This window comes from Thermoflexibacter ruber (genome assembly GCF_900113045.1).
In the GTDB taxonomy this organism is placed as follows: Bacteria; Bacteroidota; Bacteroidia; order Cytophagales; family Thermoflexibacteraceae; genus Thermoflexibacter; species Thermoflexibacter ruber.
Genome location: NZ_FONY01000033.1, coordinates 35,667 through 62,138, shown reverse-complemented (window position 1 = coordinate 62,138; position 26,472 = coordinate 35,667). Strand labels below are relative to the sequence as shown.

General features: G+C 35.9%; 24 protein-coding genes and 1 pseudogene. 13 read left to right on the top strand and 12 right to left on the bottom strand.

From position 1 onward, the window contains the following. Positions 1–192, bottom strand: a pseudogene (locus BM141_RS23045) (IS982 family transposase); the annotation flags it as partial. A 410-nt stretch (positions 193–602) separates the two neighbouring features. On the opposite strand from BM141_RS23045, the gene bcp reads away from it, so the two are divergent. The 6 genes from bcp (at position 603) to BM141_RS16760 (ending at position 8,437) form a co-directional block, all read left to right on the top strand. After that, positions 603–1,055, top strand: coding sequence for a thioredoxin-dependent thiol peroxidase (bcp, locus tag BM141_RS16785; protein ID WP_091548625.1), 453 nt, complete (start codon positions 603–605; stop codon positions 1,053–1,055). A gap of 294 nt (positions 1,056–1,349) precedes the next feature. Further along, a complete protein-coding gene (locus BM141_RS16780) occupies positions 1,350–2,543 on the top strand; it encodes a hypothetical protein (protein WP_091548624.1) in 1,194 nt (397 codons plus the stop codon). Between the two features lie 151 nt (positions 2,544–2,694). Then, positions 2,695–4,758: an alpha amylase C-terminal domain-containing protein gene (locus BM141_RS16775; protein ID WP_091548623.1), complete on the top strand. Its 2,064-nt coding sequence runs from the start codon at positions 2,695–2,697 to the stop codon at positions 4,756–4,758. A 34-nt stretch (positions 4,759–4,792) separates the two neighbouring features. Then, positions 4,793–6,286 carry a hypothetical protein gene (locus tag BM141_RS16770; RefSeq protein WP_091548622.1) on the top strand — a complete coding sequence of 498 codons (1,494 nt, stop codon included), beginning with the start codon at positions 4,793–4,795 and terminating at the stop codon, positions 6,284–6,286. A gap of 240 nt (positions 6,287–6,526) precedes the next feature. Next, complete coding sequence (locus BM141_RS16765) at positions 6,527–7,168, top strand: sterol desaturase family protein (RefSeq protein ID WP_245764089.1); 642 nt, start codon at positions 6,527–6,529, stop codon at positions 7,166–7,168. Between the two features lie 144 nt (positions 7,169–7,312). Then, complete coding sequence (locus BM141_RS16760; RefSeq protein WP_091548621.1) at positions 7,313–8,437, top strand: TFIIB-type zinc ribbon-containing protein; 1,125 nt, start codon at positions 7,313–7,315, stop codon at positions 8,435–8,437. Positions 8,438–8,559: 122 nt separating this feature from the next. Here the strand turns inward: BM141_RS16760 and BM141_RS16755 are convergent, their stop codons facing one another. The 4 genes from BM141_RS16755 to BM141_RS16740 all read right to left on the bottom strand — a co-directional run bounded on the left by BM141_RS16755 (position 8,560) and on the right by BM141_RS16740 (position 12,057). Further along, complete coding sequence (locus BM141_RS16755) at positions 8,560–9,489, bottom strand: CPBP family intramembrane glutamic endopeptidase (protein ID WP_091548620.1); 930 nt, start codon at positions 9,487–9,489, stop codon at positions 8,560–8,562. Positions 9,490–9,493: 4 nt separating this feature from the next. After that, on the bottom strand, positions 9,494–10,420 hold the full coding sequence (gene cyoE / locus BM141_RS16750; protein WP_091548619.1) for a heme o synthase: 927 nt from the start codon (positions 10,418–10,420) through the stop codon (positions 9,494–9,496). Next, a complete protein-coding gene (locus BM141_RS16745) occupies positions 10,420–11,007 on the bottom strand; it encodes a Uma2 family endonuclease (RefSeq protein WP_091548618.1) in 588 nt (195 codons plus the stop codon). Before BM141_RS16745 ends, cyoE begins: the two co-directional genes overlap by 1 nt. Before the next feature lie 66 nt (positions 11,008–11,073). After that, complete coding sequence (locus tag BM141_RS16740) at positions 11,074–12,057, bottom strand: COX15/CtaA family protein (RefSeq protein WP_091548617.1); 984 nt, start codon at positions 12,055–12,057, stop codon at positions 11,074–11,076. A 69-nt stretch (positions 12,058–12,126) separates the two neighbouring features. Here BM141_RS16740 and BM141_RS16735 point away from each other — a divergent pair, with 69 nt between their 5' ends. Genes BM141_RS16735 through BM141_RS16725 form a run of 3 tightly spaced genes read left to right on the top strand, consistent with a single transcriptional unit; the run spans position 12,127 to position 15,381 of the window. Further along, entirely contained in the window at positions 12,127–13,332 is a 1,206-nt protein-coding gene (locus BM141_RS16735; protein ID WP_091548616.1) for a tetratricopeptide repeat protein, read from the top strand. 29 nt (positions 13,333–13,361) lie between these two features. Continuing rightward, positions 13,362–14,993, top strand: coding sequence for a hypothetical protein (locus BM141_RS16730; RefSeq protein ID WP_091548615.1), 1,632 nt, complete (start codon positions 13,362–13,364; stop codon positions 14,991–14,993). A gap of 22 nt (positions 14,994–15,015) precedes the next feature. After that, on the top strand, positions 15,016–15,381 hold the full coding sequence (locus BM141_RS16725; protein WP_091548614.1) for a hypothetical protein: 366 nt from the start codon (positions 15,016–15,018) through the stop codon (positions 15,379–15,381). A 4-nt stretch (positions 15,382–15,385) separates the two neighbouring features. On the opposite strand, the gene BM141_RS16720 is transcribed toward BM141_RS16725, so the two are convergent. From BM141_RS16720 to BM141_RS16700, 5 genes are all read right to left on the bottom strand, one after another. Next, entirely contained in the window at positions 15,386–16,156 is a 771-nt protein-coding gene (locus BM141_RS16720) for a hypothetical protein (RefSeq protein ID WP_091548613.1), read from the bottom strand. A 13-nt stretch (positions 16,157–16,169) separates the two neighbouring features. Then, complete coding sequence (locus tag BM141_RS16715) at positions 16,170–17,012, bottom strand: DUF3298 and DUF4163 domain-containing protein (protein WP_091548612.1); 843 nt, start codon at positions 17,010–17,012, stop codon at positions 16,170–16,172. Between the two features lie 122 nt (positions 17,013–17,134). Next, positions 17,135–18,388 carry a transcription termination factor NusA gene (gene nusA / locus BM141_RS16710; RefSeq protein WP_091548611.1) on the bottom strand — a complete coding sequence of 418 codons (1,254 nt, stop codon included), beginning with the start codon at positions 18,386–18,388 and terminating at the stop codon, positions 17,135–17,137. Between the two features lie 15 nt (positions 18,389–18,403). After that, a complete protein-coding gene (locus tag BM141_RS16705) occupies positions 18,404–18,898 on the bottom strand; it encodes a ribosome maturation factor RimP (RefSeq protein WP_091548610.1) in 495 nt (164 codons plus the stop codon). Between the two features lie 143 nt (positions 18,899–19,041). Continuing rightward, positions 19,042–19,797: an outer membrane lipoprotein-sorting protein gene (locus tag BM141_RS16700; protein WP_245764088.1), complete on the bottom strand. Its 756-nt coding sequence runs from the start codon at positions 19,795–19,797 to the stop codon at positions 19,042–19,044. A gap of 240 nt (positions 19,798–20,037) precedes the next feature. Here BM141_RS16700 and BM141_RS16695 point away from each other — a divergent pair, with 240 nt between their 5' ends. The 3 genes from BM141_RS16695 to BM141_RS16685 all read left to right on the top strand — a co-directional run bounded on the left by BM141_RS16695 (position 20,038) and on the right by BM141_RS16685 (position 22,500). Continuing rightward, positions 20,038–21,069 carry a proline iminopeptidase-family hydrolase gene (locus tag BM141_RS16695; protein ID WP_091548609.1) on the top strand — a complete coding sequence of 344 codons (1,032 nt, stop codon included), beginning with the start codon at positions 20,038–20,040 and terminating at the stop codon, positions 21,067–21,069. Between the two features lie 247 nt (positions 21,070–21,316). Further along, positions 21,317–21,583 carry a hypothetical protein gene (locus BM141_RS16690; protein WP_143090967.1) on the top strand — a complete coding sequence of 89 codons (267 nt, stop codon included), beginning with the start codon at positions 21,317–21,319 and terminating at the stop codon, positions 21,581–21,583. Between the two features lie 14 nt (positions 21,584–21,597). Then, positions 21,598–22,500, top strand: a complete 903-nt coding sequence (locus BM141_RS16685) for an alpha/beta hydrolase (RefSeq protein ID WP_091548607.1) — start codon at positions 21,598–21,600, stop codon at positions 22,498–22,500. Positions 22,501–22,509: 9 nt separating this feature from the next. Here BM141_RS16685 and BM141_RS16680 read toward each other — a convergent pair whose 3' ends face one another. Next, positions 22,510–23,793 (bottom strand): sterol desaturase family protein, encoded by a 1,284-nt coding sequence (locus BM141_RS16680; protein ID WP_091548606.1) that lies wholly within the window; start codon positions 23,791–23,793, stop codon positions 22,510–22,512. A gap of 131 nt (positions 23,794–23,924) precedes the next feature. Between BM141_RS16680 and BM141_RS16675 the strand changes: the two genes are divergently transcribed. After that, positions 23,925–24,803 carry a sugar phosphate isomerase/epimerase family protein gene (locus BM141_RS16675; protein WP_091548605.1) on the top strand — a complete coding sequence of 293 codons (879 nt, stop codon included), beginning with the start codon at positions 23,925–23,927 and terminating at the stop codon, positions 24,801–24,803. A 9-nt stretch (positions 24,804–24,812) separates the two neighbouring features. On the opposite strand, the gene BM141_RS16670 is transcribed toward BM141_RS16675, so the two are convergent. Then, positions 24,813–26,435, bottom strand: coding sequence for a sensor histidine kinase (locus BM141_RS16670; RefSeq protein ID WP_091548604.1), 1,623 nt, complete (start codon positions 26,433–26,435; stop codon positions 24,813–24,815). Positions 26,436–26,472 lie beyond the last annotated feature (37 nt).

Genomic DNA, 26,472 nt, shown 5'->3' with positions numbered 1-26,472 from the left:
ATAGTAATATTTGAAACATTTCATGCCTGATATATGATAATAAATCACAATTGCCATGATTTCTGAACAAGACATTTTTTCTTGTGGTACAACTTGTCCTTGACTTAATTGATACTGTTCAAATTTTTTAGCAAAGTCATCACAAGTAATGTAAATTTCTATTAGTTTTGTTGTGTTCAATATTAAGTACATAGTATTCTTTGATTAGTGTAATTTTCAAATATACTATATTTATTAATATTGAACATTTTTTATCATAAAAAATTGACTTTTAAGCAATTACCTCAATAACTCACGTTAATATTAAAAAATCATAAAAGCTAATAGATGTTAAGCGGTAAAGAACATAAACAATGCCATTTTAAAGGGGGCTAATATATTGATAAATAGTTTTATTAAAGTAACGTAAAAATTTTCTTGAAGTTGTAATTTAATTAATTGAAAATATTACAAGGGTTAATACCTAATTAGCGGGTATTTTCACACATACTTCTTACTGTGGAGGGGCTCTGGTTAACTTAGCAAAAATGAGCATTTCTCCGCAAACACTTTACTTCTCTAAATAGTTTAGGGAGAGAATTTAACCCATTATGAAATAAAATATGACAAACTTAAAAATTGGTGATATTGCACCAGACTTCTCAGGAATTGACCAAGAGAATCGCACCGTCAAACTTTCTGACTTAAGAGGAAAAAAAGTTATCTTGTATTTTTATCCCAAAGATTTGACAGAGGTATGCACCAATCAAGCGTGTAATCTCAGAGATAATTATGATTTTATTACTTCAAAAGGCTATGAAGTCATAGGCATTAGTACTGATGATGTCGAAACGCATCAAAAATTTATAGAAAAATACCAGCTTCCTTTTAGATTGATTGCGGATACAGATAAAAAGATACACGAATTGTACGATACATGGAAAGAGAAAAAAATGTATGGAAAATCTTACATGGGAACTATCCGAACTACTTTTGTCATAGACGAGCAAGGTAAAATTATGGATATTATTGAGAAAGTTAAAGCCAAAGAGCATACTAAGCAGATTATAAAGTAAGTAAATAGCAAAATAATGATTTTTTTGAGGACTATTGAGATAAATAATTTTTTGAAGTCCTTTGTTTTTTAGTACTCTAAGAAATTACTACCTTAATATAAAATGTTAAAATAAGCATATTTTAATTCCTTTTTTACCTTAATATTGCTTAAAATTGGGGATTATTTGTCTAAGAAATACTATTTTTGTTTTACTATAATTTAATATTTGCACTCTTTTTGAGTAGTTGAGATTTGCAGTATTATGTTTGATATTTAAAGCAACAGAATAACCCATTTTAAATTATTTCATGCAATGAAAAAATTTTTAACAAAAATATTTTTAGTTCTACCTTTGACCATACTAAGCATTCAAGTTGCTCAATCACAAGATGTAGAGGCTCGCATTGATAACTTTCGCATTAGGCTTAACGGAGGAAGTAAATACACGCAGACGCCTACGGTAGCATTGGAAATTATGGCTTCTGGAGAGCCTCGTGAAATGCGTATCAGTAATTACGAAGATTTTAAAGACAATTCCTCATGGATTCCGTTCAAAGGAAATTTCGGACAGTGGAGTTTCAGCAACGGGGAAGGTGAAAAAACTATCTATGTGCAGCTAAAAGATAAGTTTGGAAACATTACACCAGTAATGAAAGAAAGTGTTATTGTGGATAGAACTCCTCCTGCCAATCCCTCAATTAAAATTATTGCTGAAAAGGGATTTGTAAACAATCCTAACAAAGAAGTTACTTTGGAATTGAATGCCGATGATGCTAAATATATGATGATTAGCAATTCCAAAGGCTTTATTAAAGCAAGATGGCAGGCGTTTAGAAATAGTACAAAATGGAACTTAGAAGGCACAGCTGATGGAATGAGAGAAGTGTTCGTAAAGTTTATAGATGATGCAAAAAATGAAACTCAGATTGTTTCTGCTCAGATTTTAGTAGATTCAGAGCCTCCCTTAGACCCTAAGGTGCTAATCAATGCAGACCAAAAAGTAACCAATGATAAAAATGGTAAGGTATCTTTAACTCTCTTTGCAAGAGGGGCTTCGCACATGAAGGTAAGTACAGATACTACGTTTGCAGGAGTAAATTGGGTTCCCTATGCAACCTCTATGGAATGGAAGTTGGCACAGCAAGGTAAAAATGTAGTATATGCAAGGTTTAAAGACCAGTCTAATAACGAATCGAAAATAGCTTTTGACGATATTGAATGGGATAGTACACCGCCAGAAGATTGTAGCATTACTATTAATGATGGGGCAAAATATACCGAAGATATTGACCGCAACGTAAACTTGAAACTCAAAGCCAAAGGTGCTATCTTTATGATGATTAGCAATAATGCAGATTTTACTAATGCAGGTTGGATTCCTTACAAAGAAAATTATCGCTGGCAACTTACACCGGGGAACGGAGAGAAAAAAGTGTACGTAAGATTCAAAGATGAAAACGGTAATGAAACCGATGTTTTTATAGGAATAATCACGCAAGCTATTTAATAGCAGAAGTCAAATAAAAATTATAAGTACTTCTTTGCCTTCCCTCGAGAGTGGGAAGGTTTTATTTTTATTAGCCTAATTGTAAGAACTTATATAAAATTAAATGTACTTTTGTCTTACTCATATTCAAGAAATAAACAATTAAGTACTTATGAAACGACATGCTCGCTATTTGCCTATAACCAAAAATGATGCTTGGCTTGTACCCTATAACCAAGAAATTACCAGAAGATTTCTTCACGTACACAATATGATTTTTGAAATAGAAAATCTTTATGGGAGTTTATATGATTTTGCGGGCAACCACCTTTTTTTAGGTTTGAACTATGACAAGGAGGCACAGGGATGGTTCTATAGAGAGTGGGCGCCTGCGGCCAAAGCCCTTTTCCTAATTGGTGATTTTAACGAGTGGAACAGGGTTTCCCATCCTTTAAAACGTAGAAAAGATGGTATTTGGGAAATTTTTTTAGATGATAAAACGTATAGTGAAAAGTTTACTCACGAAAGTAAATTTAAAGTCTTGGTTCACTCCCAAGCAGGAGAGTTAGAGCGTATTCCTCCTTACATTAGGCGAGTCATACAAGATGAAACCACCAAAGATTTTTCTGCCCAATTATGGAATCCCAAGCAAGTATTTGATTGGGAAGGAGATGAAGCAAATCAAAGCAAGATACTCGATGAGGTAAAGGATAATTTATTGATTTATGAGTGTCATGTAGGCATGGCGCAGGAAAAAGAAGGAATAGGTACTTATCTGGAATTTGCAGAAAATATTTTGCCTCGTATAAAAGATTTAGGTTATAATGCAATACAGATGATGGCGATTCACGAGCATCCTTACTATGGTTCTTTTGGCTATCATGTATCGAGTTTTTTTGCCCCTTCTTCTCGTTTTGGCACACCTGAGGATTTAAAACTTTTAATAAAAAAAGCACACGAATTAGGGATTGCTGTAATTATGGATATTGTTCATTCTCACGCAGTCAAAAATATTTATGAAGGATTAAATTTCTTTGACGGTACTGAATATCAATATTTTCATGCAGGAGGCAAGGGCAATCATGACGGATGGGATTCTAAACTTTTTGACTACGGGAAAAAAGAAGTTTTACAGTTCTTATTGTCTAATGTGCGTTATTGGTTAGAGGAGTTTCGTTTTGATGGATTCCGATTTGACGGCGTAACTTCTATGTTATACCATCACCATGGTTTAGGAACTTCTTTTGTCAATTTGAGCCAGTATTTTGATATGAGTGTGGATACCGACGCATTAACCTATTTACAGTTAGCTAATGCACTGATTCACAGCTTAGATGAACGTTACATCTCTATTGCAGAGGACATGAGCGGAATGCCGGGTACATGTCGTCCTATCTTAGAGGGAGGTTTAGGCTTTGATTATCGCTTGGGCATGGGGATTCCTGATTATTGGATAAAACTACTTAAAGAGTACCCCGATGAGACGTGGAATATCCACGACATGTGGCATGTACTTACTAATCGCCGTTTTAATGAAAAAACGATAGCTTATAGCGAATCTCATGACCAAGCCTTAGTGGGGGACAAGACGATTGCTTTTTGGCTTATGGATAAGGAGATGTACTATTCTATGAGCAAGGATATTCCTAACTTGGCAGTGGACAGAGGCATCGCACTGCATAAGTTAATTCGCTTATTCACTATGAGTTTAGGAGGAGATGCCTACCTCAATTTTATGGGTAATGAATTTGGACATCCAGAGTGGATTGATTTTCCCAGAGAGGGGAATGGGTGGAGTTACAAGTACGCCAGAAGACAGTGGAGTTTAGTGGACAATAAATTGCTCAGATACGAATACCTTAAACAATTTGATAAGGCAATAATAAAGTTAGCTACTGACTATCAACTACTTAAAAATATTCCAAGCCGTAACCCTGCTCGCCAGTTAAATATGGACGAGGTAAATAAAATTGTGATTTTTGAAAGGGCGGAACTCATTTTTGTATTTAACTTTCATACTACTCACTCTATCCCTGATTACAAATTTTGGGTGCCCCAAGCAGGTAAGTATGAAATAGTATTGAACTCTGATGATGAGCAGTTTGGTGGTTTTAATCGCATAAAACCAGAAGTAGAATACTTTACCCTGCCCGAGGCAACAGAAAGCGGCACGGAAAATTTCCTTCAAATTTATATCCCTAACAGGGTAGTATTGGTATTCAAAAGGGTAGGGTAGGGGACTGTATATCCATAGACAAGACTTTATTTTAATGAGTTTACAAAATTTTACTTCTTTCTCCTCGCTCAAAGGTTTTTTCTTATTTTTGTGGGAATCTCCAACCTTAATGACTTGGGGGAGTTTTCTTACTCGTTCTCTCTCAGCAGTAGTGGTTTTACCTTTGGTATTGCGAACTTTTAGCCAAGAAGAAATTACACTTTGGTTTATGTTTGCCCAAGTGGTGAGCCTTCAACTGCTTGTAGATATGGGATTTACACCTACTTTCGCTCGTTTAATAGCTTTTGCCAAAGGAGGTGCCAAAGACCTCTACTCTTTCTCCAATTTAGTGAATAATCAAAATGATGCTAGAAAAACGTCTAATTGGGCTTTGATAGCACAGATAATCAAGGTAATGCAAAAAGTATATACACGCATGACCTTGATTTCCTTTGGTTTGCTGCTTACAGTAGGCACATACTTTGTCTATGTCCCTATTGAAAAGTTACAAAATCAAGCTAATCAAGGCTGGTGGGCTTGGGGTGTGATAGTTTTTGCCTCTCTCTTTTACTTGCGTACCAATCAATACAGTGCTTGCTTGCAAGGATTGAATCAAGTAGCTATACTACGGCGTTGGGAGGTTTTGATTGCACTGGGGGGGATTTTGAGTAGTTTATCTGTATTGCTGTTGAATGGCGGATTGTTGGGAATGATAGTCGCCAGCCAAGTATGGGTAATGATAGGAATAGGTGTAAATCATTGGTTAGCCAATAGAATGTTGAAGAAAGAGAAAGAAGATAGTAACATTACTAATACTTTTCAAAAAACAGAGTCTTATTCATCAATTTTCCCTATTATTTGGCAAACAGCTTGGAGAAGTGGGTTGGGTGTATTGATTTCCTTTGGGACTTTGCGTTTTGCTTCTTTATACATTGGTGGTGCTTTTGCAGGAGCGTCAGCAGCAATGTTTTTATTAGGTTTGAGAATAATAGAAATCATCAATGAGTTTGCACAAGCTCCTCTTTACAGCAAGTTACCAAGATTAGCCAAATTGTATGCAGAAGGTAATAAGGCAGTGCTGGTAGGGGTTGCTAAGCAAGGCATGATGCGTTCTCATTGGATTTTTGTGGGAACATTTGTCTTAGCAAGCCTAATAGGAGATATAATGCTGCATTTTATAGGTTCTAAAACTCAGTTTCCTGAGATTAGGTTATGGTTTTGTTTTGGTATAGCTTACTTTTTCCAAAGATTTGGAGCGATGCACCTGCACTTTTTTTCTACTACTAACCAGATTGTATGGCACAAGGTAAATGCTATCACAGGAGGTTTGTTTTTGCTGGTCTTTTTTAGCATGTATCAAATAAATCCACTTTATAGCTATCCTATTGCACTGTTAGTCAGTGGTTTACTTTTTTATTCTTGGTATTGTGCTTATCGTGCTTATCGTACTTTTGATTTACGATTTTGGCATTTTGAAAAAACGGTCGCCCTTCCTCCTTTGATAATACTATTACTTTTTGGTCTTTTTATATTTTTATTTTGGAATTGAGTCTCGACAACTATCCATTTTTTGCTTGTAGTGCTGATTTTACTGAATTAGTAGATAAGGCTTAGTCTATTCATAAATTTTCTTAGAAAAGTGAAACTTTTTTTGAAAAATTTTGTCTTTACAGATGTGAAGTTTTTATTGTTGCGTGGCTATTGACCTATAAACAAATACATTTTTTTTATTCGTATTTTAATAATCAATAAGTTAATTCAAACAATTTAAATCAAACATTTTTTTAACATGGAACAAGCATCTTCTTATGTGAAACCTATGCCAGTTTCACCGAAACACAATGGTCGCAAACAGCTATTTGAAAATTCATTTTTAGAGAGGCTAACTCGTACACACATCTTAGTCCCTATTGGTATTTTTACTACTTTCGCTATTGCTTTAATATACTACGGGGCTGTATTTAAGGAATTGACATTACTATCTATTGTGCTACCTTTTTTAGTTGGTATTTTAGTATTTACCTTAGTAGAGTATTTGGTGCATCGTTACGTTTTTCACATGCTTCCTGATACTCCTGTCAAAGCAGATATTCAGTATAAATTTCATGGAGTTCACCACGAGTACCCCAAAGACAAAGATAGATTAGCAATGCCACCAGTACTAAGTGCTACTATTATTAGTTTGTTATTTGGGCTATTTTATCTAATCATGGGCGAATATGCTTTCGGATTTACCGCAGGTTTTGGTTTAGGGTACGGAAGCTACTTAGGAGTGCATTATATAGTTCATGCTTTTCCTCCGCCTAAGAATTTTCTTCGTATTTTATGGATAAATCACAGCATTCACCATTATAAAGATGATGACGTAGCTTTTGGTGTTTCTTCTCCATTGTGGGACTGGGTATTTGGGACTTTGCCTAAAAAAGGATAGAGGTATAATTTTGTAAAGCAAAACTTATAGCGTTGCTAAAATTCTAATGATTGGCAACGCTATCTTTATTAAAAATTTGAAATAGGTGGCTTAGTTTTCAAGAATAATACTAATTTTATGTTCTAACTAACAAAGTCCTATACTATGGAAGAGTTTTCTGAACCTAAGCACCGCGTAAACCAACAACTCTCTTGTACTAACTGTGGGGCAATTTTAAAGTTTGCACCGGGTACTGATGCTATTGCTTGCCCGTATTGTGGTGTGCATAATAAAATAGAACAAAAGCCAAAAGAGGTAATCCTCGAGGCTATTCAAGAGATAGATTATCTTTCTTTTTTAAAACATAACAAAGGCAAAGGACAAAAGATAGAAGTAGCTACGGTAAAATGCCCTGGGTGTGGAGCAGTTTCTACGCTTAAACCCAATGTTACCTCAGATGAATGTGCTTTTTGTGGCACAAGTTTGATTTTAGACAAACAAAGTATATCCTCCCTTATTAAGCCCAAAGCATTGCTTCCCTTTTTCATAGACCATAAGAAAGCAGTCGACTTATTCAAGAAATGGCTAAATTCTCTTTGGTTTGCACCTAATAACCTTTCTCGTATTGCTCGCCATACAGAGGCACTGAAAGGAATGTATATACCCTATTGGACGTATGATTCCAATACTTATAGTACTTATACAGGTGAAAGAGGAGATAACTATACAGAAACGGAAACCTATACAGATAGCAACGGCAATAGGCAAACAAGAGCAGTGATAAAAACAAGATGGCACTATGTATCGGGGAGTGTGTATAAAAATTTTGATGATGTGTTAGTAGTTGCCAGCAACTCCTTGCCAAGAAGCTATGCCCAAGCCTTAGAACCTTGGGATTTAGAAAAATTAGTACCGTATGATGAGCAGTTTTTGAGCGGTTTTCAAACAGAGGCGTACCAAATAGAATTAGAGCAAGGATTTGAGTATGCCAAAGGTATTATGGACGGTGCTATTCGTGAAGCAGTACGTAGGAAAATTGGAGGCGACCATCAGCGTATTCACTCCTTAAATACCGAATATGATAATATTACGTTTAAGCATATTCTCCTGCCTATTTGGATTAGTTCTTACAAATACAATGATAAAGTATATAGATTCTTGGTCAATGCACGTACAGGCGAAGTTCAGGGCGAAAGACCTTATAGCTGGATTAAGATTACTCTGGCTATCTTAGCAGCTTTAGCGGCAATTTTTGCCTATTTGTATTTTACAGGTGAAATAAAGTTTTAATTTTTAGATATAAATTGATTTTAATTCTGATTTTCTAAATTGAATCGCAACTATACTCACAGCTGACAGGTTTCGCAAACCTGTCAGCTGTAAAAGATTATACTCTTTTGAGGATATTCACTTTACTGCTGCAAAAAAGCAAAAAACTCCATAGCCAAAGCTACCCCAATGTGTATGAACATTCCGCCGTAGATACTCCTTGAGTAGTAGGCAATGACACCTAAAATGTAGCCTCCAAAGAAAGAGCCTATTGCCTCAAACATAGGCTTATTGAAGTGGATAAAAACATAAACAGCTACCATGACCCAAACCGAGCCACTCCCTAAGTATCTGGCTAATGCCATGACTATGAAGCCTCTGAAGAAGATTTCTAAGCATACAAACTGCATAGAATAGCTTAATTCATAGGCACTTATCGTCCAAAAAGGAGAAATATCCCAAAAATGTTCTGCCATGCCTGCTTTGTAGCGCGGGTAGGTTTCTAAAAAATCAGAACGAAAAGAAACCCCATACAGCAAAGGCAACATCACCAAAAGCATGAATAAATAGGTTTGGTACTCGAAACCTTCCTTGCTCATTCCATAAAACCGAAATTCAGGATTTGATTTTTTATGTACTAAAAACCAATAACTTAGAGGAAGTAAAAGGTAAAAAATACAACAATCTATATTGAAAAACAACTTTTTGAAAAAATAACGCAAAGCGGAATCAAAGCTATTAGCATCAAAAAGAGAGGCATATTGATTTAAAAATAAGATAAAAACTATCAGCAGGCAGAGCAACCAAAAATCAGGCTTTTTTAGTATTGCTTGTTTTTTAAAAAGAAAGAGATATGAGAAAGTAACAGTGAAAAATGGGAAAACATAAAAAAATGCTTTGAACCACCACTGAAAAGGAGAGCCGTGAAAGTAAATATCGAGGTCAGTAGCAAAATTGTAAAATAAGCAAGTAAAAACAAAAATAGGGAAACCTACTAAAAAAGCTACACCTTCCCAACCATATTCCCAATGTTCAGAAAGGTGCAATTTGAGGTACAAAAGTATCTTTTTCAATTACTTATAACTTATCTATCAAGTAGGCAATTTGCACGATAGGGAGATAAAAAAACGAGCCAAACATCAGCCTCAGTGCCGCCTTATTCGTACCTTCTTTGAGCAAATAAAAGGTTTGGAACAGAAATAAAATCCCACAAATAGTAGCTACGATAGCTGAACCGATGCCCACCATGCCAAAACGAGCAGGTAAAATCCCCAAAGGAATCAAAAACATAGTATAAATCATAATTTGGAAAGCACTGTTGAAATTGCGACCTCCTTCAGAAGGCAAAAGTTTAAAACCTGCCTTAGCATATTCATCATTCGCTACCCATGCTATTGCCCAGAAATGAGGGAACTGCCAAACAAATTGGATAGAAAAAATAAGCATTGCTTCTATGGAGATATTCCCTGTCATCGCTACCCAACCGATAAGGGGAGGCAAGGCACCAGGGAACGCCCCGACTAAAACAGCAAAAGGTGTTTTGGGTTTGAGTGGAGTATAGACAAAAGCGTACAAAATCAAAGAAAACAGACTCAAGCAAGCGGCAAGTACATTGACAAAACTTACCATGAGTACCGTACCTACCAAAGCCAGCAAAATGGCAAAAGTAGTGGCTTCAGAAATGCTTAATCTTCCTGTAGGCAAAGGGCGGTTGGCAGTGCGTTTCATCAGCTTATCTGTTTCTTTTTCAATGATTTGATTGATAGTGTTGGCTGAGCCTGTAATGAGAAAACTGCCTATGATGAAGGCTATAAAACTTGCCCAATTGATAGTGCCATTTCCTGCCAATAAGTAGCCAAAGATGCCAGAAAAAATGACTAAGGCAGTAAGGCGAAATTTTAAAAGAATTTGATACTGTTTTGCTTTCAAAGCCAAAGAATTTAAGCTCAGGGCAGATTCATGCACCGAGTCGTGAGATGAAGAACGGTTAAAATTATTGGTCATTATTTCTTTTTATTTTGAGTGCCAAAACCTACTTTTCTGTAAATATTAGACAACAACATATCACATTTTCCGATTTTGATAGATTTATGTGCGTCTTCTTCTGATTGAAGTAACCAAAAATTATCCTCTGTACGCTCATAACTTTCTACTAACATTTCCTCGGATGCAACCAATACATACTGCTTTAAACTTGGTAAAGTCTTGTAACAGCGAAACTTGTCAGAGCGGTCATATAGTTCTGTACTGTCTGAAAGCACCTCTATAATAATGTTTGGATTGACAAGAACATCTAAGCCATATCTTTGTTCAGTGAATTTTGCTTCTTCACAAACAATCGTTACATCAGGATAAACAAACTTGTCACATTCAGGTAAAGCTAAAAGCATATCACTCGGAAGCACGAAACAATCTTCTTTTTGCATACATTGCCACAACAGCCCTATAATATTACTAACCAATATGTTATGATTAAAGTTAGCCCCAGCCATAGCTACTACCTTGCCTCCGTGATATTCACTTTTAAACTTGGCTTTCGCCTCTTGTTGCAAGTATTCTTCTACCGATATTTTAGTTGCTATGCTTGACATTGATTAAACAAAAAAAGATTTTAAACGTATAATATAAAATTTAATTGTCATAATAGGCTGATTTTCTCAAATCAACACAGGCACTTCCTCTATTTGAGATTTGAAAACACGCTGATAATTTATCATTAGCAAAGCCAAAAACTGTACTCCAATAATGAGCGAACCAAGCAATAAATGCACAGGTTGCATAACCGCAGGAATAGCAAAATATGCCATTACTGCCCCGCTTGTAATTTCCGCTACTATCAAAATCACCAAAATATTTGTCCAAGCCGTTAGCCTGCTTTGTGCTTGCACATTTCTTTTCAAGATATACAACAGATAAATATGCAGTGCTAAAATAAGCAGGGAAAATGAACGATGTATGTAAAAACTTAGCCCCATTTTTTCTATCCAAGTATCTCGCATTGTGTAGTTTAAAGATGCTGAGATTTCATCAATCGTTTCTCGTACTTGCGTTCCTAATACGATTTGCACTAACATCAGCCCCATGCAGATAATGAAAATTGTGTTCAGTAATCCTTTTTTTGTAACCTGCTCTGTATGAAAAACGGTATTATAAGACCTTGTAACAGTGTAGATAAGCAGATTTACTATGACTAAAGCCAAAATCATGTGCAGCGTGATGGTAACAGGCTTCAAGTTAGTAGCCACCACGACCGAGCCTAACCAACCTTGGAAACCCACTAAGAAGAAAGACAAAAACGATAGATAAAAAACCAATCTATCTTTCTTGAAAAAAGCAAAAGATAAAACAAAAGTAATGAAAATGAATAAGCCAATTAATACTCCAATAAGACGGTTTACGTATTCTACCCAAGTTTTAAAAGCATCAAAATCAGCAATTTCCTTCCCTTGTACTTTAAAGACTTCTTTGTAGTTAGCTGGTAGTTGGCTAATGTCGGTAGGGGGGATCCACTGCCCAAAACACCGAGGCCAGTCAGGACAGCCCATGCCTGCCCCCGTGCTACGAACTATTCCACCTACTAAAATGAGTAAGTACACCGCTACAATCGTAATGATTCCAAATTTGCGATAAGTATTGTGCATAGTGTCGTTATTTGGTCGCAAAGATACTAAAATTTACATTCAATAAACTCACCGTATAGAAAAGAAGTTTTGCCTTTAAAAAAAATTGTAATAGATACAGAAAACTTTGCTATCTTAGCAGTAAAATTGGTAGCTATGGCTTTGAAAAAACTTGTAAAATTCATCGTCTTAATTCATATTTCATATTTACTCCTTACCTCTTGCCAACCACAAACGCAAGAGCAGGCAGCCCCTCTGCCTACTCAAGAGGAAGAGAGACTGGCAAAGCAAATCAGCTACATGAACGAAGTCATTGAGGACTACCCTAATGTAGCAGATTATTACTTTCGCAGAGCGGTGCTAAACTTAGAAGCAAAAAAAGAAAATCTGGCACAGAGGGACATCGACCAAGCCATAGCCTTAGATTCTAATAAAGCAGAATATTATTTTGTAAAAGCCAAAACTCACGAAATAAAAGAAGAATATGACAAGGCACTTACCTCCGTCAAAAAAGCTGAAGAAAAGGGCTTTGTGCAAATAGAGGCGGATATGCTCATGGGAAAAATGTATTACCATGCCAAAGATTTTTCTAAGGCGATGACTTATCTTGGGAAAGTTCAGGAAATATTACCCAACTTAGCTGAAGTGCATTACTATCGTGGACTTACTTACTTTCAAACTCAAGACACTACCAATGCGGTAAGTTACCTCAACAAAGCAATAGAGTTAAAAAAAGATTACAAAGAAGCCTATCGTGCTTTGATAGACTTGTACAATAACTATGGAGCTTATAAGATAGCCTTGCGCTATACCTCAGAAGCAATCAGAAACTGCGAGAAAGACGCTTATTTTTACTATGCCCACGGGCGAGCCTTGTGGAATTTGAAAAGTATTGACTCTGCTATGGTGCTTTACAGCCAAGCATTTGACTTAGACGCTACGATATGGCAGGCAGGCTATCAGTTAGGACTTTACTGCGTAAACAAAAAAAACTACGTAAAAGCAGAGCAATACCTCAGTAAAGTATTAGTGCAAAAACCTGACATAGAACAAGGGCATTACCTCCTTGCTGCTATTTATGAGTATCATCTCAAACAACTTACAGATGCTCTTAGGCATTACCAGAGGGCGCAACTTATGGACAAAGAGAATGAGCAGATTGCGGCAGACATCAGGCGAGTAGTACGAAAAATAGAATACGAAGAGTACAAGAAATCTCCTCAATATATGTTAGATTTACTTCGCAAGCAAAAAGAAGAACAGTTGCAACAGTTGCAGAAAAGGGATTCTTTGTAAATTCACACATCTTAATCATGGATTTTCTTATGAATAAAATTATAATACTATTTTACTTTCTTTTCTTGATTAGCGTTCATTTTGTCCATGCCCACATAGGTAGTCCAAGTGTCATCTATGAAGGTATGGCGGGAAAATATAAAGTACTGGTTAATGTTTTGCCTCCTGATGTAATTCCAGGGATTGCCAAAGTAAGTGTTATTGTAGAGTCAGGCGAAATTCAGAAAATTACACTTTTCCCTGTGTATTGGTATGCAGGGGAGAAAGGTGCCCCCAAAGTAGATGAGGCTTTACCCACTCAAGCCAATACTTATGAGGGACAGGTTTGGCTTATGGAACCAGGTACAACAAGCATCGCTGTAGAGATAAAGGGAAGTTTAGGCAAAGAAAAGGTAATAGTTCCTTTAGTTGCGGTTTCTACTGCAAAAAAAACTATGGACGCAGGTTTAGGCTGGGTTTTAGCTGGTTTAGGAGCATTGCTATTTGTGCTCATGGCTACTATCATAGGGGCAAGTATGAGCGATGGCTTAGTTGCTCCTAATGAAGAACTTACGGCAAAGCTAAGAAGAAAGCGAATAGTCGGTATGACTGTATCAGGAGTAGTTCTCCTTCTAATCCTTTGGGGTGGGAAATCCTGGTGGGATAGCTGGGCATCAAACTATCAAAGATTTATGTATAAGCCCTATGAAGCTGATTCCAAAATTAAACAAGTTGATGACCAACTCATTTTAGAGTTTAAAATAGACTCGAACTCCGTAAGAAATAGGTGGACAAGTTATCTCATTCCTGACCATGGAAAACTCATGCACCTATTCTTAGTCAGGCAGGGGACTATGGACGCTTTTGCGCACTTGCACCCTGTTCGCAAGGATACGCTAACCTTTGAGAGCATTTTACCGCCACTCCCCGCAGGAAAATATTTGGTCTATGCAGATATAGTTCGCTATCCCGGTCAAACACACACAATTACAGATACTGTGGAAATATCTGAAAGCGAAAGTAAAAGGTTGTCGGCAAACTCCTATGCAGAAAAAAATACAGACCAAGATGATACTTACGTGATTACCAATCCTCTGAACGCTACATCTCCTATCCTAACAAGCGAGAGCATAACGATTTGCGGTAGTCCCGGTGTAAAAACCTATTTGCAAGACAGTTCTTCCATCATTTGGCAAGAGAATCCTAAGTTAGAGGCAGGAAAACTGTACCCTTTGAAATTTTCTGTGCAAGCTCCACAAGGACAAAAAACCCAATTAGAACCGTACTTAGGTATGATGGGACACGCCGCCGTAGTCAAAGATGACGGAACGGTGTATATTCACCTACACCCAACGGGCAGTTACTCCTCAGCCGCACAGCAAATTTTGCAAGCACGCATCAATACAGATGACAAAAAGTTTACTACCCAATTCCCTAATAGCAAAGTTTTCAAAGACAGCATTGATAAGTTTTTGACTTATTTGGAAACGCTGAGTGAAGATAAGAGGAACGAGTATTTTATGACCAGCATGAGGCACACTGCTCAAGATTCTTTGCACCAAGACCATGCAAGTGTTTCTTTCCCTTATACTTTTCCCAAAGCAGGCAACTATCGGATATGGGTGCAGGTAAAACGCAATGGCAGAATCCTAACAGGTATATTTGATGCCAAAGTAGATTAAGTTTACATCAAAAATTTAATACATGGAAGAAGAACATCCTTTTTTTAATAAAGAAATTAAACCTGCCTTAGTAGTTATCAATATCATGTTGGGGCTATTTGTTCCCGCTACTTTATTTTTTGGATTTTTTGCCTTGATAATCAAACCTATACAGATTTATACAAGTGGTGGGGAAAATATTGCTTGGAATATGACTTGGGCTATTGGGGGAATAGGTTTTCCTATCATTACCATCTGGTCTATTTTTCAAACGTGGAAAGTATACAAACAAGAAAAATATCGTAAATCATTCTATATCAGTATCTCTCCTTTTATTTTTGCAGTAGGAATGTTACTACTTTTGGGCTTAATTTATGTAATAGAAACCTTCATTATGCTATTTGAGTAAAACATTAATCAATTATTTCTAAATAGTTCATTCCCAATATTTTACCTTTATCATCTTTAATCCTTACTCTATATTTACCAATCTTGCCCAATTTGGTTTTGAAATAAGTATATTCCCATGCTGGATTGATAGAAAAGCGAGTGTTACCCACTAAATGATTGTAACCCTTTCCGTCATGTTGATAAATTTCTAAAAACACCTCTTTACTTCCAATAGGCTTAGAAAGTTTCAAATAGACGTATAAATCAGTCTGAGCATTCTCATTGAGTTTAAATAAGTTCTTATTTTTGCCTTTATAAAAAGATTCATAGTCAACAGGATAATCGCTTCTGTCCACCTGCTCGCAAAAGATAAGATTCGTTTCAAAGTTGATATTAAGCATAGCAGAGATAATTTCCTTTTTTTCTGCATTGGCAAAAATAATTTTGTAAGTACCTTCTTTGTTAAAAAGGTACTTATGTATCGCTATTTTCTGTTCGGTTTCCTCAATACTAATTCGTTGGCTATCAAACTCTTCAAATTTTCCTTGTGCATTTTTCTTGTCAATAAATACATATATTTTAGGCTTAACAATATGTTGAGAAGAGGTAAAAATAAGAAAAATGCTATCTCCTTTGATAGGGTCTATTTTGAAAGTGTTTGAATGAGTACTAAGTAGTTCATTATAAGTGATTTCTGAATGATAATTGCGACAAAAAAATACTTGCTGAGCAAGACTTTTCTCTACCCAAGTAAAAAGAAAAAATACAAATACTATGACTTTTTTGGAGTTCACTGAAATAGGTACTTTACAGTTTATTTTTTCCTACTCGGAAAAGTAAACTACTTTTATCAATCATGGAGGATAAATTTGAAAAAGGAATTTTGACTACCTGAGGTCCTGCGGCATAAGGAGCGACTTCATAAGGTTCAAAATAAATAGATAATGTATCATTGGCTACTGTAAAATTTCTGAAATGCAAGTCTTCACTATTCAAGTACGATAAGATATGTTCCTCATTGGTTCCTATTTCCTCTCGCCTTGCCAGTAAATCTGCCTTACAAATCGCTCTTAGTGTATCCCAATACTCATATTTGCCAAATAAATCAGTAATCTCGACGTATTTGTTATTGCTGAGGTCGTAGTGAAACATAATGGTACTGTGCATAGGATGCGCTCCTCCTAAGTACTTTGATATACCAAAGTCTATTTCTACATATTCGGGAGAGCGATGGTTGATTTTATAGTCTATGAATAAACTCCTTGTTGCTGTGCCTGCATTGCCTTTGTAAAGAGTTATTTCATCTGCCTTTACATTGATAGTATCTACTTTTTCATCAGTATCTATGCCTATGCCGTCTTCTGCTGATTCAAAAACATTGACGGTGGTTTCTATGAAAAGTTTAATTTCATTGTTGAGCGAATCTAATGCCACAAAGTTTGCTGTATTTTTAAAAAGCGGATAACTAATTTCTACAATGGCATCTCCTTCTGTAAGGATTTCTTTGGTATTTTCAGCAATAAAAATTCTCTTTTTTTTCTTTTTTACGGAAATTTCCTCTACTTCGGGAATAGCAGAAGACTCTTGTGCTTGTTTTGCTCCACAAGAAAATAGCACAGATACGATAAATATAAAAAGTAAATTTTTCATGCTTACATAATTTTTCCGCTTGTTAATTTTCCAAAATTAGAGGAAAATCTGAAAAAACAAAAACTTTGGTAAAGTTTCTATTTCCCCTTACCAAAGTTTGACTAATAAGATGTCTTATAGGCTTATTCAAATTCTTTTTTCAGAATATCTAACACAAAATCAATAGTTTCTTCCTCTAAATCAGTGCGTTTGATGAGTAACTCACGGCTCATATTGAGCACATCTTTGGCTGTGTCCAAACCTATGCGATGAAATTCGTCTATGATCCATTGGTCAATGACATCACCAAACTCTTCCAAATCTACATCTTCCTCGTCTTCTTCTGGGTTTTCTTGGTCTCTAAATACATCTATTTCTAAACCCACTAACTTGCCTGCCAATTTGATATTTTGACCTCCTTTGCCTATTGCCAAAGAAACTTGGTCACGTTTGAGAAAAACAGAGGCGCGTCCCTTGTCCGCATCTATCTTGATAGAGGTGATTTTAGCAGGACTTAATGCTCTGGAAATGAACAGTTCTACATTGTCCGTATAGTTGATGACATCTATATTTTCATTGTCCAACTCTCTCACAATACTATGGATACGAGAACCTTTCATGCCTACGCATGCCCCTACAGGGTCTATTCTGTCATCATAAGACTCTACAGCTACTTTTGCCCTTTCGCCTGGCTCCCTTACTACTTTGCGGATAGTAATTACACCGTCAAAAACTTCAGGAACTTCATTTTCAAAAAGTTTTTCTAAAAACAGAGGAGAAGTACGAGAAAGAATGATTTTGGGTGTACCATTTATCATTTCTACGCGGTGGATAATAGCTTTTACATTATCACCTTTGCGGAAACGGTCTTTATAAATCTGCTCGGATTTTGGCAAAATCAACTCTTTTTTGTCTGCATCTAACAAAAGGATTTCTTTATTAGGCAAGATTTGATAAACTTCTCCCGTAATAATTTCGCCTACTTTGTCTTTATATTTTTGGAAAAGTAGTTCTTTCTCGAGGTCTTTAATTTTCTGAATCAAAGTCTGACGAGCAGTTTGTACCAGTCTGCGTCCAAAATCACCGTCAATGCTTACATTCTCAGCTACTTCCTCTCCCTCCTCAAAGTCGGGGGCTATTTTCTTAGCTTCGGAAAGGGTTATTTGTGTATTGGGGTCTATATCCTCAGCGTCGTCAGCAACAACTTGCCTATATCTAAGAATTTCCAAGTCCCCTTTGTCCACATTGATGACAATATTGAAGTTTTCGTCAGAATGATATTTCTTTTTAATCATCGTTCTGAATACGTCTTCCAATATACGTATCATCGTGGGACGGTCTATGTTTTTTTGCTTGGCAAATTCTGTAAAAGATTCAATTAATGTACTTGCGTCCATATAATTAAAAATGAATTAATTAAAACTGATTAACACGTTGGTTTGTTTAATTTCCGAAAAAGCAATCCCTATGAGCAAGTCTTCTGGCTTTGCTTTTTTATTCTCTTTTTTATTACTTTTTCTTTTATTTTCTTCTTCTTTCAAAAGCACTATCTTATCCTCTGTAACGGCATTCAAAATCCCCTGAGCAATAGAACCGTCCAACAACTCAACCTTCAGTTTCTTGCCTATTCTGCTCAGATACTGACGTTTCATTTTGAGTGGTTGGTCTATGCCGGTAGAGCTAACTTCCAATACATAGCTCTCAGTAAAAATATTCTGATTTTCAAGTATTTCTCCGACTTTTCTGCTTACTTCTGCGCACTGGTCAAGGTTTATTCCTTTATCGCCGTCAAGTGCAATCACTATTTTTGACCGATTATTCTTATCGTGGATTTTCAAATCTACCAAGAATAAATCCTCAGGAAGTATCTCCTCAACAAGAGTGCGTATCTTTTGCTTCAAATCCATTGTATTTAGAGTAAATAGAATAAAAAAGGGGAATCACTTCCCCATTTTTAATATGCTCTTTCAAAATGTTTAGCAAAGGTAAAATTATTTTTTGAATTAAACAAGAAGTAAAGGCATAATTTTACTTCCAAACAGGATTACCCTTAGTTTCCTGCTGGAAGAGCAAAGTCCTTGTCCTCGACAGGTACATTCACTTCTATTTTTTCAAATGTTACAGATTGTGCTGCTTGTCCATTGATTTTTATTGTCATAGAAAATGGGAAAAACAGTCCATTCACTTCTTGATAATCACTGAAAACCATATCTTGCGTAGCTCCTTTAAACTGACCTTTTTTGATAGTATTTTTAACTACTATAGGAACGTAGTTCTGTGTATCAAAAAAGTAATAAACCACATTCTCGACTTCTTTACCTTCTACGATTTCAGGCTTTTTAGTAAGTTTGATTTTAAAACATTCTGTTCCTTCTACTTTTTCTTTTCCTTCTAAATCCACTTTATACCCCTTTGTCGCATAATCTATGAATGGGTCTGGAAAATCTCCTGCCGCTTTTTTCATGTTCTCACTGTCCTCTGCTTCCATTTTTTCCGCTTTCATAGTCATAAAATTAGTCGCCCACGCTGTATTGCCATCAAAAGCCTGTTGGGTAATTTCCATGCCTTGAACTGAAATACTAATTTTTTGTTTTCCTCCTGTTGCTTGCAAAAAGGTTGCAGGTATTTCCATGCCTTGTGCTTTGGCTTTTCCTGCCATTTTGACAGAAGTAACCGCTTTCCACTTATCTTTACCTCCTATATTTTCCAAATATTTATTGATAATTTCATCAGCTGTCTGTGCCTTTGCACTTAGTACAGCCAATACTGCTATCATAGATAAGGCAAATTTTTTAATGTTTTTCATTTTTTCAAAATTTAAGTTTATTGAATACACTTGTAATAAATGATAAATAAGTTGGCAAAATTCTTTCCAATTTTATCAAGCAATCTTGTTTTAAGATAATTTTTTGTTAATTAAAGTAATAAATTGCAAGGGTAGGGGAGAACAACAAAACCTTTATTTGAACAAAAATATTAACAAATAAACAAAAATTAAATAAAAATGTTTACTTGCTGATTTGATTTTACAAACTTTAAATTCTGTATGAAAATGAAACAATTTTTACTGGCATTTTCTGCTATTGTATTGATGTTTTCTTGTGTAAAAAATGAGGAAAACAAGCAAGTTACGATTAAAGAAAGCGATTACTTCAATGTACGTACTGAGGGTGTGCAAACAGGTGGAATTCAACTTATCCCTATTGAAACTCCTATTGGAAAGTTTAAAGTATGGACAAAGCGTTTTGGGAACAACCCTAAACAAAAAGTACTTTTGTTGCACGGCGGTCCGGGTTCTACCCATGAATATTTTGAGTGCTTTGAAAGTTTTTTGCCAAAGGAAGGCATAGAGTTTATTTACTATGACCAGTTAGGCTCTACCTATTCCGACCAGCCTACCGATACTTCTTTGTGGACTATTGAGCGATTTGTGGAGGAAGTAGAGCAAGTAAGAACTGCCTTAGGGCTAACCAAAGGCAATTTCTTCCTTTTAGGACACTCTTGGGGTGGAATTTTGGCAATGGAATATGCTTTGAAATACCAAGATAACCTCAAAGGCTTGATTATCTCTAATATGATGTCAAGTTGTATAGACTATGACAAATATGCAGAAGAAGTTTTGGCAAAGCAAATGCCTGCCTCTGCCGTAGATTCTATCCGAATGTTAGAAGCAAAAGGCGATTTCGGAAATCCTAAATACATGGATATTCTCATGACGCATTTTTATCCTAAACACGTTTGCCGTATGCCTGTAGAACAATGGGCTGACCCAATGAATAGGGGACTAAGCAAGACTAATCAGCAAATCTATGTAATCATGCAAGGACCCAGTGAGTTTGGAATTTCAGGCAGGTTGGAAAAATGGGACAGGAAAAATGACCTCAAAAATATCAAAGTTCCTACGCTAATCATAGGAGGAACGCATGACACTATGGACCCTAAACACATGGAATGGATGGCAAAAGAAGTGCAAAACGGAAGTTTCTTACTTTGTCCTAATGGTAGCCACATGAGTATGTATGACGACCAACAAACTTATATGCAAGGAGTTATCAATTTTATCAAACAAGTCCAATAGGTAAGCAAGTATTTTTTGTAGAACTTTTTTAATAGATAAGTTGTAATATGAAAGGAATATCAGTGGACTTCTTGCAAAGGAGTAGGGTAGGGGACAAACAGTGTAAAAAACTTTTTGTAAAGAAGTCTGACAAATAAAGTAGATGTATTTTTTGCTTTTTACAGTAAAAATATCTACCTTTCATCTGCTTTCAAAACATTACTCATACATACTCTATCAAAATAATATTTTTAAGAAAGGAGGAAACATGAAAAATAGTGACAAGACACTCGCTATGATAATACCTTCTGTGGTATTCCTGTTTCTTTATCTTATGCTAAGTATCTTATTTGACTTTCTGACTCATCGCAATCATCTTCCTATCAAAGAGAAAATTATATCTTGGCAACAAGAGTTCAGCGATGACTTATCTTTCAAAGAAAGTGATACTTTGCAATCTATTATTTATGCAGAGCCTGTAAAGTATTTGGAAGATCGTGAAAAAGATTCTACAGATGTAATTAAAAGAGATTGATAAAATATTGATTTATGGATATTTATACTTTTCTTGCTTTGCTTTTATGCGTATATGTCATAATCAATTTTATCGTTTTTAAGATTCAGGAGCGCTTCCTATTTAAGCCCGAGAAATTACCGCAAGATTTTGAGTATAAATATTCTTTCCCGTTTGAAGAAATATTTTTCCATATAAAAAAAGGAGTAACTATCAATGCACTACGCTTTTTTGCAACTAATGCCAAAGGCGTAGTGCTTTATTTTCACGGTAATAGTCGGAGCATCAAAGGGTGGGGTAAGTTTTCTACCGACTTTACTAAGCATGGCTTTGATGTAGTTATGGTAGATTATAGAGGTTTTGGCAAAAGCACAGGAAGGCGTAGCGAGATAGGCATGAAAAATGATTTCCAACGAATTTATAAAAAACTAACTAAAATGTATCCTGAAAATCAGATAGTTGTCTATGGGCGTTCCTTAGGTTCTGGCTTTGCCACTAAGATTGCTTCTAAGAACAATCCTGCTATGCTTATTTTGGAATCTCCTTATTATAGTTTGGCACGCCTTACAAAAAGGATTTTGCCCATTTTACCCATAGACCTCATCTTGCGTTTTCGTTTGCGCACTTATTTATGGATGCAGTTCGTTAAATGCCCCATACGCATCATTCACGGTACGCATGATAGGCTTATCGCTCCAAAAGCAAGCAGAGATTTGGCAAATATCAAACCAGAGCAAACTATGGTCTATCTTATCAATGGAGGTGGACATAATAACTTACAAAAATTTCCAGAATACCATGAAGTATTAGGAAAAATCATGCAAGAGGCAGAGGAGTTTGTCAAGAAAGCACCTGTCATAGTCCCTAAAGAAGTTCCCAATGAAGGATTTTTACAACAACTGTTTATGAATCAGTTGGGTAAAAATCCTTCTATCTAATTGATTTACTTATAATTTCCAAGCAAGTTTTCCTGTTGATTTTACATCATTGCGAATTTCAAAAAGTACAAAATAAGCAGTAGCAAAAGTAGCCGTAATGAAGTAAGCCATCACCCAATATTTTCCCCAACTAAATACATTGCTGATACCAAACCAATCGCCTGTATAAAGGATAAAGCCTAAGCCAAGTATATTCTTTACTGTTTCCCATGCCAAAGCTAAGGGGTTTCTGTCCATAAGTTCGGTGTAGCTATAGACAGTAAGGAAAATGAATCCACCATAAATAAAAATATTGGGTGTGCCGATACTACCTAAGTTTCCAAAAAAATAAAATACTAAAAGCGTAACACAAGTAAACTGTACCCAAGCCCAAGCGTTTAATAGAGAAGAACTTACAGGCTCGTACTTTTGATATTCGTAAACATTGTCTATTTTTTTTACTGGGTAGCGGTCTATCACGTCAGCAGGTCGCCAGCCAGTAGGCATGAACCATATACGAAACTTGTCTTTTATGCTCTTGGTACGCCAAGCATCTTTGATAAGTAGCCAAAGGTGTTGGAAGTTAATTTTGATAGGATTCCAAGTTTCTGCGGGGCGCGTAATGCCATAGACAGGAGGCACATTAGGCAATTCCTCTTGGAATGTGCCAAATAACTTATCCCAAATGATGAATATTTGTGAGTGATTTTTATCCAAATATTCTGGATTGATAGCATGATGCACTCTGTGATGCGAAGGCGTAACGATGATTTTTTCTAAAAAGCCCATTTTCCCAATGTGCTGGGTATGATACCAAAATTGGGCAAAAAGGTGAATAGGAGCAACAATGGTAATTACATCAGTTGGAACACCAAGAATAGCCGCAGGAAGCAGGAAAAAAGTAAATAAATTTATAAAAGAAGAAATACTTTGTCGCAAGGCACAAGCCAAATTAAAATCCTCGCTACTATGGTGAATGGCGTGTTTATTCCAGAAAAAATTAATCTGATGGGCTATTCTATGCACCCAATAACCTTGAAAATCAAGGGCAATGAAGGCAATGAGAACAACTAAAACTGTAGATTGGATTTGGAAAATGGCTAAGTTTTTGACCATATAATCATAAGTAAGGATAGAAACGCTCAGTCCCAGTACGTCTTTGACTACATTGGTAATGCCTGAACTGAGGCTCGAAATCATGTCCATATTGCGGTAGGTATCTTTTCCTCTGTACCAACCAAGCCATTTTTCAAATAAAACTGCCGCCAAAAATATAGGCATAGCAATCAGTAAGATTTTTCCGTATAACTCCATATTGTTTATTGGTAAATTTTTTCAAAGATAAAAAAATTTTTTTACTGTAAAAAATACGTTTGAATTAAATATACTTTCTAATTTTAATGGCAATTCTTCTGTAAGTCAGACATAAAAACATATTATCTTTTATGAATAGGCGTGATTTTTTACTTGCACTTCCTGCGATTCATTTTGCTTGGAAAATGAAACCTAAACCTTTAAAGCTATCTTTTTCCACTTTAGGTTGTCCTGAGTGGACGTGGGAAGATATTTTACGGAATGCAAAAAATTTAGGGTATCAGGGCATAGAAATAAGAGGATTAGGCAAAGAAATAGACTTGACTAAGTGTTCTGAATTTTCCCCTTCTAATATTGCAACTACACTCCAAAAAACAAAAGACAGTAATTTGAAAATCATTAACTTGGGTTCTTCCGCCAATCTACATTTTCACGAAGGAAACAAAAGACAGGAACAGTTAGACCATGCCAAAAAATACATAGATTTGGCTGAGAAATTAGCTTGCCCATACATTAGGGTATTCCCTAATAATCTCCCAAAGGAGTACAGCAAAGAAGCCACCTTAGAAAAAATAGCTTCTGCGCTTTTAGAACTAAGCCAATACGCCAAAGGAAGCAAGGTAAAAATCTTGTTAGAAACACATGGAGATGTGGTACAAGCTGATGATTTGCTGGTAATTATGAAATCAGTGAACAGAAAGAATGTAGGCTTGATTTGGGACTTTTTCAATATGTTTATCATTACACGCCAAAGTCCAATAGCCATGTACCAAGCCTTAAAAGACCATATAGCCCATGTGCATCTCAAAGATGGTATAGTGAAAGCAGATGGTTCTTTCCAATATACTTTCTTAGGACAGGGTAATTCACCAATAACTGAGGTAATAAAAATCTTGAAAGAAAATCATTACAAAGGTTATTACAGCTTTGAGTGGGAAAAACGCTGGCACCCTGAACTTCCCGCTCCCGAACTTGCATTTCCTGAATTTGTAAAGTATATGCAACAGTAAGTTGTGTCTTTACTGTTTTTCCTGTGGCTCATGTTTAAAAGGAAGGAAAATAGTAAAATCACTTCCTTTCCCCAACTCACTTTGTACACTAATACTACCATAGTGTGCCTCAACCATAGTTTTTACATAGCTTAGCCCTAAGCCAAAACCTTTGATATTATGCACATTACCCGTAGGAACTCGATAAAACTTCTCAAAAACTTTGTTGATAGTGTCCTTAGAAATGCCCAAACCTTTATCTGAAACTGTAATAATTACTCCGTTTTTCGTACTTTCAGTACTTACTTTGATATTGGGAGCATTGGGGGAGTATTTGTTGGCATTATCTAAAAGATTGTAAATGATATTAGAAAGATGTACTTCATCTGCCTCGATAATACTTTCCTCTGTATTGAAATCTACATCGATTTTGCCTCCTCTATTTTCTATCTGAATAGCGATATTTTGAATTGCTTTGGCTATCACATCATTAATGTCTAAGGCTTGCACTTTAAGTTTAAAATCTCCTTTGCCCAAAGAGGCTATTTGCAATACTTTTTCTACCTGTCGCCCTAATCGTTCATTCTCATCTTTGATGACGGTCAAATAACGGTCTAACTGTCGGTCATCTTTGCGAATATCAGTATCTTGCATCACATCACAAGCCAAAGAAATGGTAGAGATAGGAGTCTTAAATTCATGAGTCATGTTATTGATAAAATCATTGGTCATTTGAGAAAGTTTGCGTTGTTTAATAATGATATTGACCGCTGAGGCAAAAGAAAAAATAATAATTAATACGAAAACTACTGATGAACCTAATACTGTTATCATTTCCCCTAAAATATAACCTCTTTTATCAGGGAAATGTAAATATAAAATAGAAGGAGGAGCAAACTCATCATTGGGAAATAACTGCGTGTGGAAGCCAGCTCGTAACATCTCAGCATTATTAGCAACGCTATCTATAAATAAAAGAGCATAATTTCTGGTATCTACTACGCCAAAGTAATAGGGGAGGGACAGCCCTTTATTTACTAACTCTAAGTGAATAAGAGAATCTAATAAATGTGCATTAATGCGTTGCTCAATAGGTTTATCAAAGTTTACTAAATGCTCTAATACCACCGAAACCATTTCTGATTTATTCATATACCTCAATAACTGCTTATTTTGCATATTTTTGGTATAATTCAGAGAGTCATTGAGCAGTTTATTTTGTATATCTTTAAAGTTCTCAGAGATAATTGGTTGTCCATGAAGCAACCTTTTTGCAAATCCTGTCTTGCTAATTACCGCTTCCTCTTCCACTTGAACCTCTAAACCTTTCTGCTCCAGCATATCATTATTAAAAATCCGCTTACTTTTAATGATTTTATCTTCTTGCCAACGTGCTGTACCTGTAGAATCAAGTTTGAGTGTACGCTTATTAACTACACTTGTGTAACGGTCTATATTTTCTTGGGCAATCATGAGAGCTTCTCTGCGTTCCAAACTCTTTACCACGTTGTTCATAACGTCGTGTACAGTTTGCTTGAAACGCTCTTCATTTAAGTGTATTGCATTATTTATCCAATAGAATTGCAACCCTATCAATCCAAGTAAGGCTATACTCATTAATGCAATAATAAAAATCAATCTTTGGCGACTCATAACAATGTAATTATTTTTATTTTTGTAAAGTTCGCAA

Excerpts from the sequence above, each read along its gene's own strand:
- cyoE (WP_091548619.1), bottom strand. The coding sequence starts at position 10,420 with ATGACCAATAATTTTAACCGTTCTTCATCTCACGACTCGGTGCATGAA.
- BM141_RS16690 (WP_143090967.1), top strand. The coding sequence starts at position 21,317 with ATGAAAAATAGTGACAAGACACTCGCTATGATAATACCTTCTGTGGTA.
- BM141_RS16775 (WP_091548623.1), top strand. The coding sequence starts at position 2,695 with ATGAAACGACATGCTCGCTATTTGCCTATAACCAAAAATGATGCTTGG.
- BM141_RS16700 (WP_245764088.1), bottom strand. The coding sequence starts at position 19,797 with ATGAAAAACATTAAAAAATTTGCCTTATCTATGATAGCAGTATTGGCT.
- BM141_RS16715 (WP_091548612.1), bottom strand. The coding sequence starts at position 17,012 with ATGAAAAATTTACTTTTTATATTTATCGTATCTGTGCTATTTTCTTGT.
- BM141_RS16780 (WP_091548624.1), top strand. The coding sequence starts at position 1,350 with ATGAAAAAATTTTTAACAAAAATATTTTTAGTTCTACCTTTGACCATA.
- BM141_RS16695 (WP_091548609.1), top strand. The coding sequence starts at position 20,038 with ATGAAAATGAAACAATTTTTACTGGCATTTTCTGCTATTGTATTGATG.
- BM141_RS16705 (WP_091548610.1), bottom strand. The coding sequence starts at position 18,898 with ATGGATTTGAAGCAAAAGATACGCACTCTTGTTGAGGAGATACTTCCT.
- BM141_RS16740 (WP_091548617.1), bottom strand. The coding sequence starts at position 12,057 with ATGCACAATACTTATCGCAAATTTGGAATCATTACGATTGTAGCGGTG.
- nusA (WP_091548611.1), bottom strand. The coding sequence starts at position 18,388 with ATGGACGCAAGTACATTAATTGAATCTTTTACAGAATTTGCCAAGCAA.
- BM141_RS16760 (WP_091548621.1), top strand. The coding sequence starts at position 7,313 with ATGGAAGAGTTTTCTGAACCTAAGCACCGCGTAAACCAACAACTCTCT.
- BM141_RS16765 (WP_245764089.1), top strand. The coding sequence starts at position 6,527 with ATGGAACAAGCATCTTCTTATGTGAAACCTATGCCAGTTTCACCGAAA.
- BM141_RS16685 (WP_091548607.1), top strand. The coding sequence starts at position 21,598 with ATGGATATTTATACTTTTCTTGCTTTGCTTTTATGCGTATATGTCATA.
- BM141_RS16770 (WP_091548622.1), top strand. The coding sequence starts at position 4,793 with ATGAGTTTACAAAATTTTACTTCTTTCTCCTCGCTCAAAGGTTTTTTC.
- BM141_RS16725 (WP_091548614.1), top strand. The coding sequence starts at position 15,016 with ATGGAAGAAGAACATCCTTTTTTTAATAAAGAAATTAAACCTGCCTTA.
- BM141_RS16680 (WP_091548606.1), bottom strand. The coding sequence starts at position 23,793 with ATGGAGTTATACGGAAAAATCTTACTGATTGCTATGCCTATATTTTTG.
- BM141_RS16675 (WP_091548605.1), top strand. The coding sequence starts at position 23,925 with ATGAATAGGCGTGATTTTTTACTTGCACTTCCTGCGATTCATTTTGCT.
- BM141_RS16730 (WP_091548615.1), top strand. The coding sequence starts at position 13,362 with ATGAATAAAATTATAATACTATTTTACTTTCTTTTCTTGATTAGCGTT.
- BM141_RS16745 (WP_091548618.1), bottom strand. The coding sequence starts at position 11,007 with ATGTCAAGCATAGCAACTAAAATATCGGTAGAAGAATACTTGCAACAA.
- bcp (WP_091548625.1), top strand. The coding sequence starts at position 603 with ATGACAAACTTAAAAATTGGTGATATTGCACCAGACTTCTCAGGAATT.
- BM141_RS16670 (WP_091548604.1), bottom strand. The coding sequence starts at position 26,435 with ATGAGTCGCCAAAGATTGATTTTTATTATTGCATTAATGAGTATAGCC.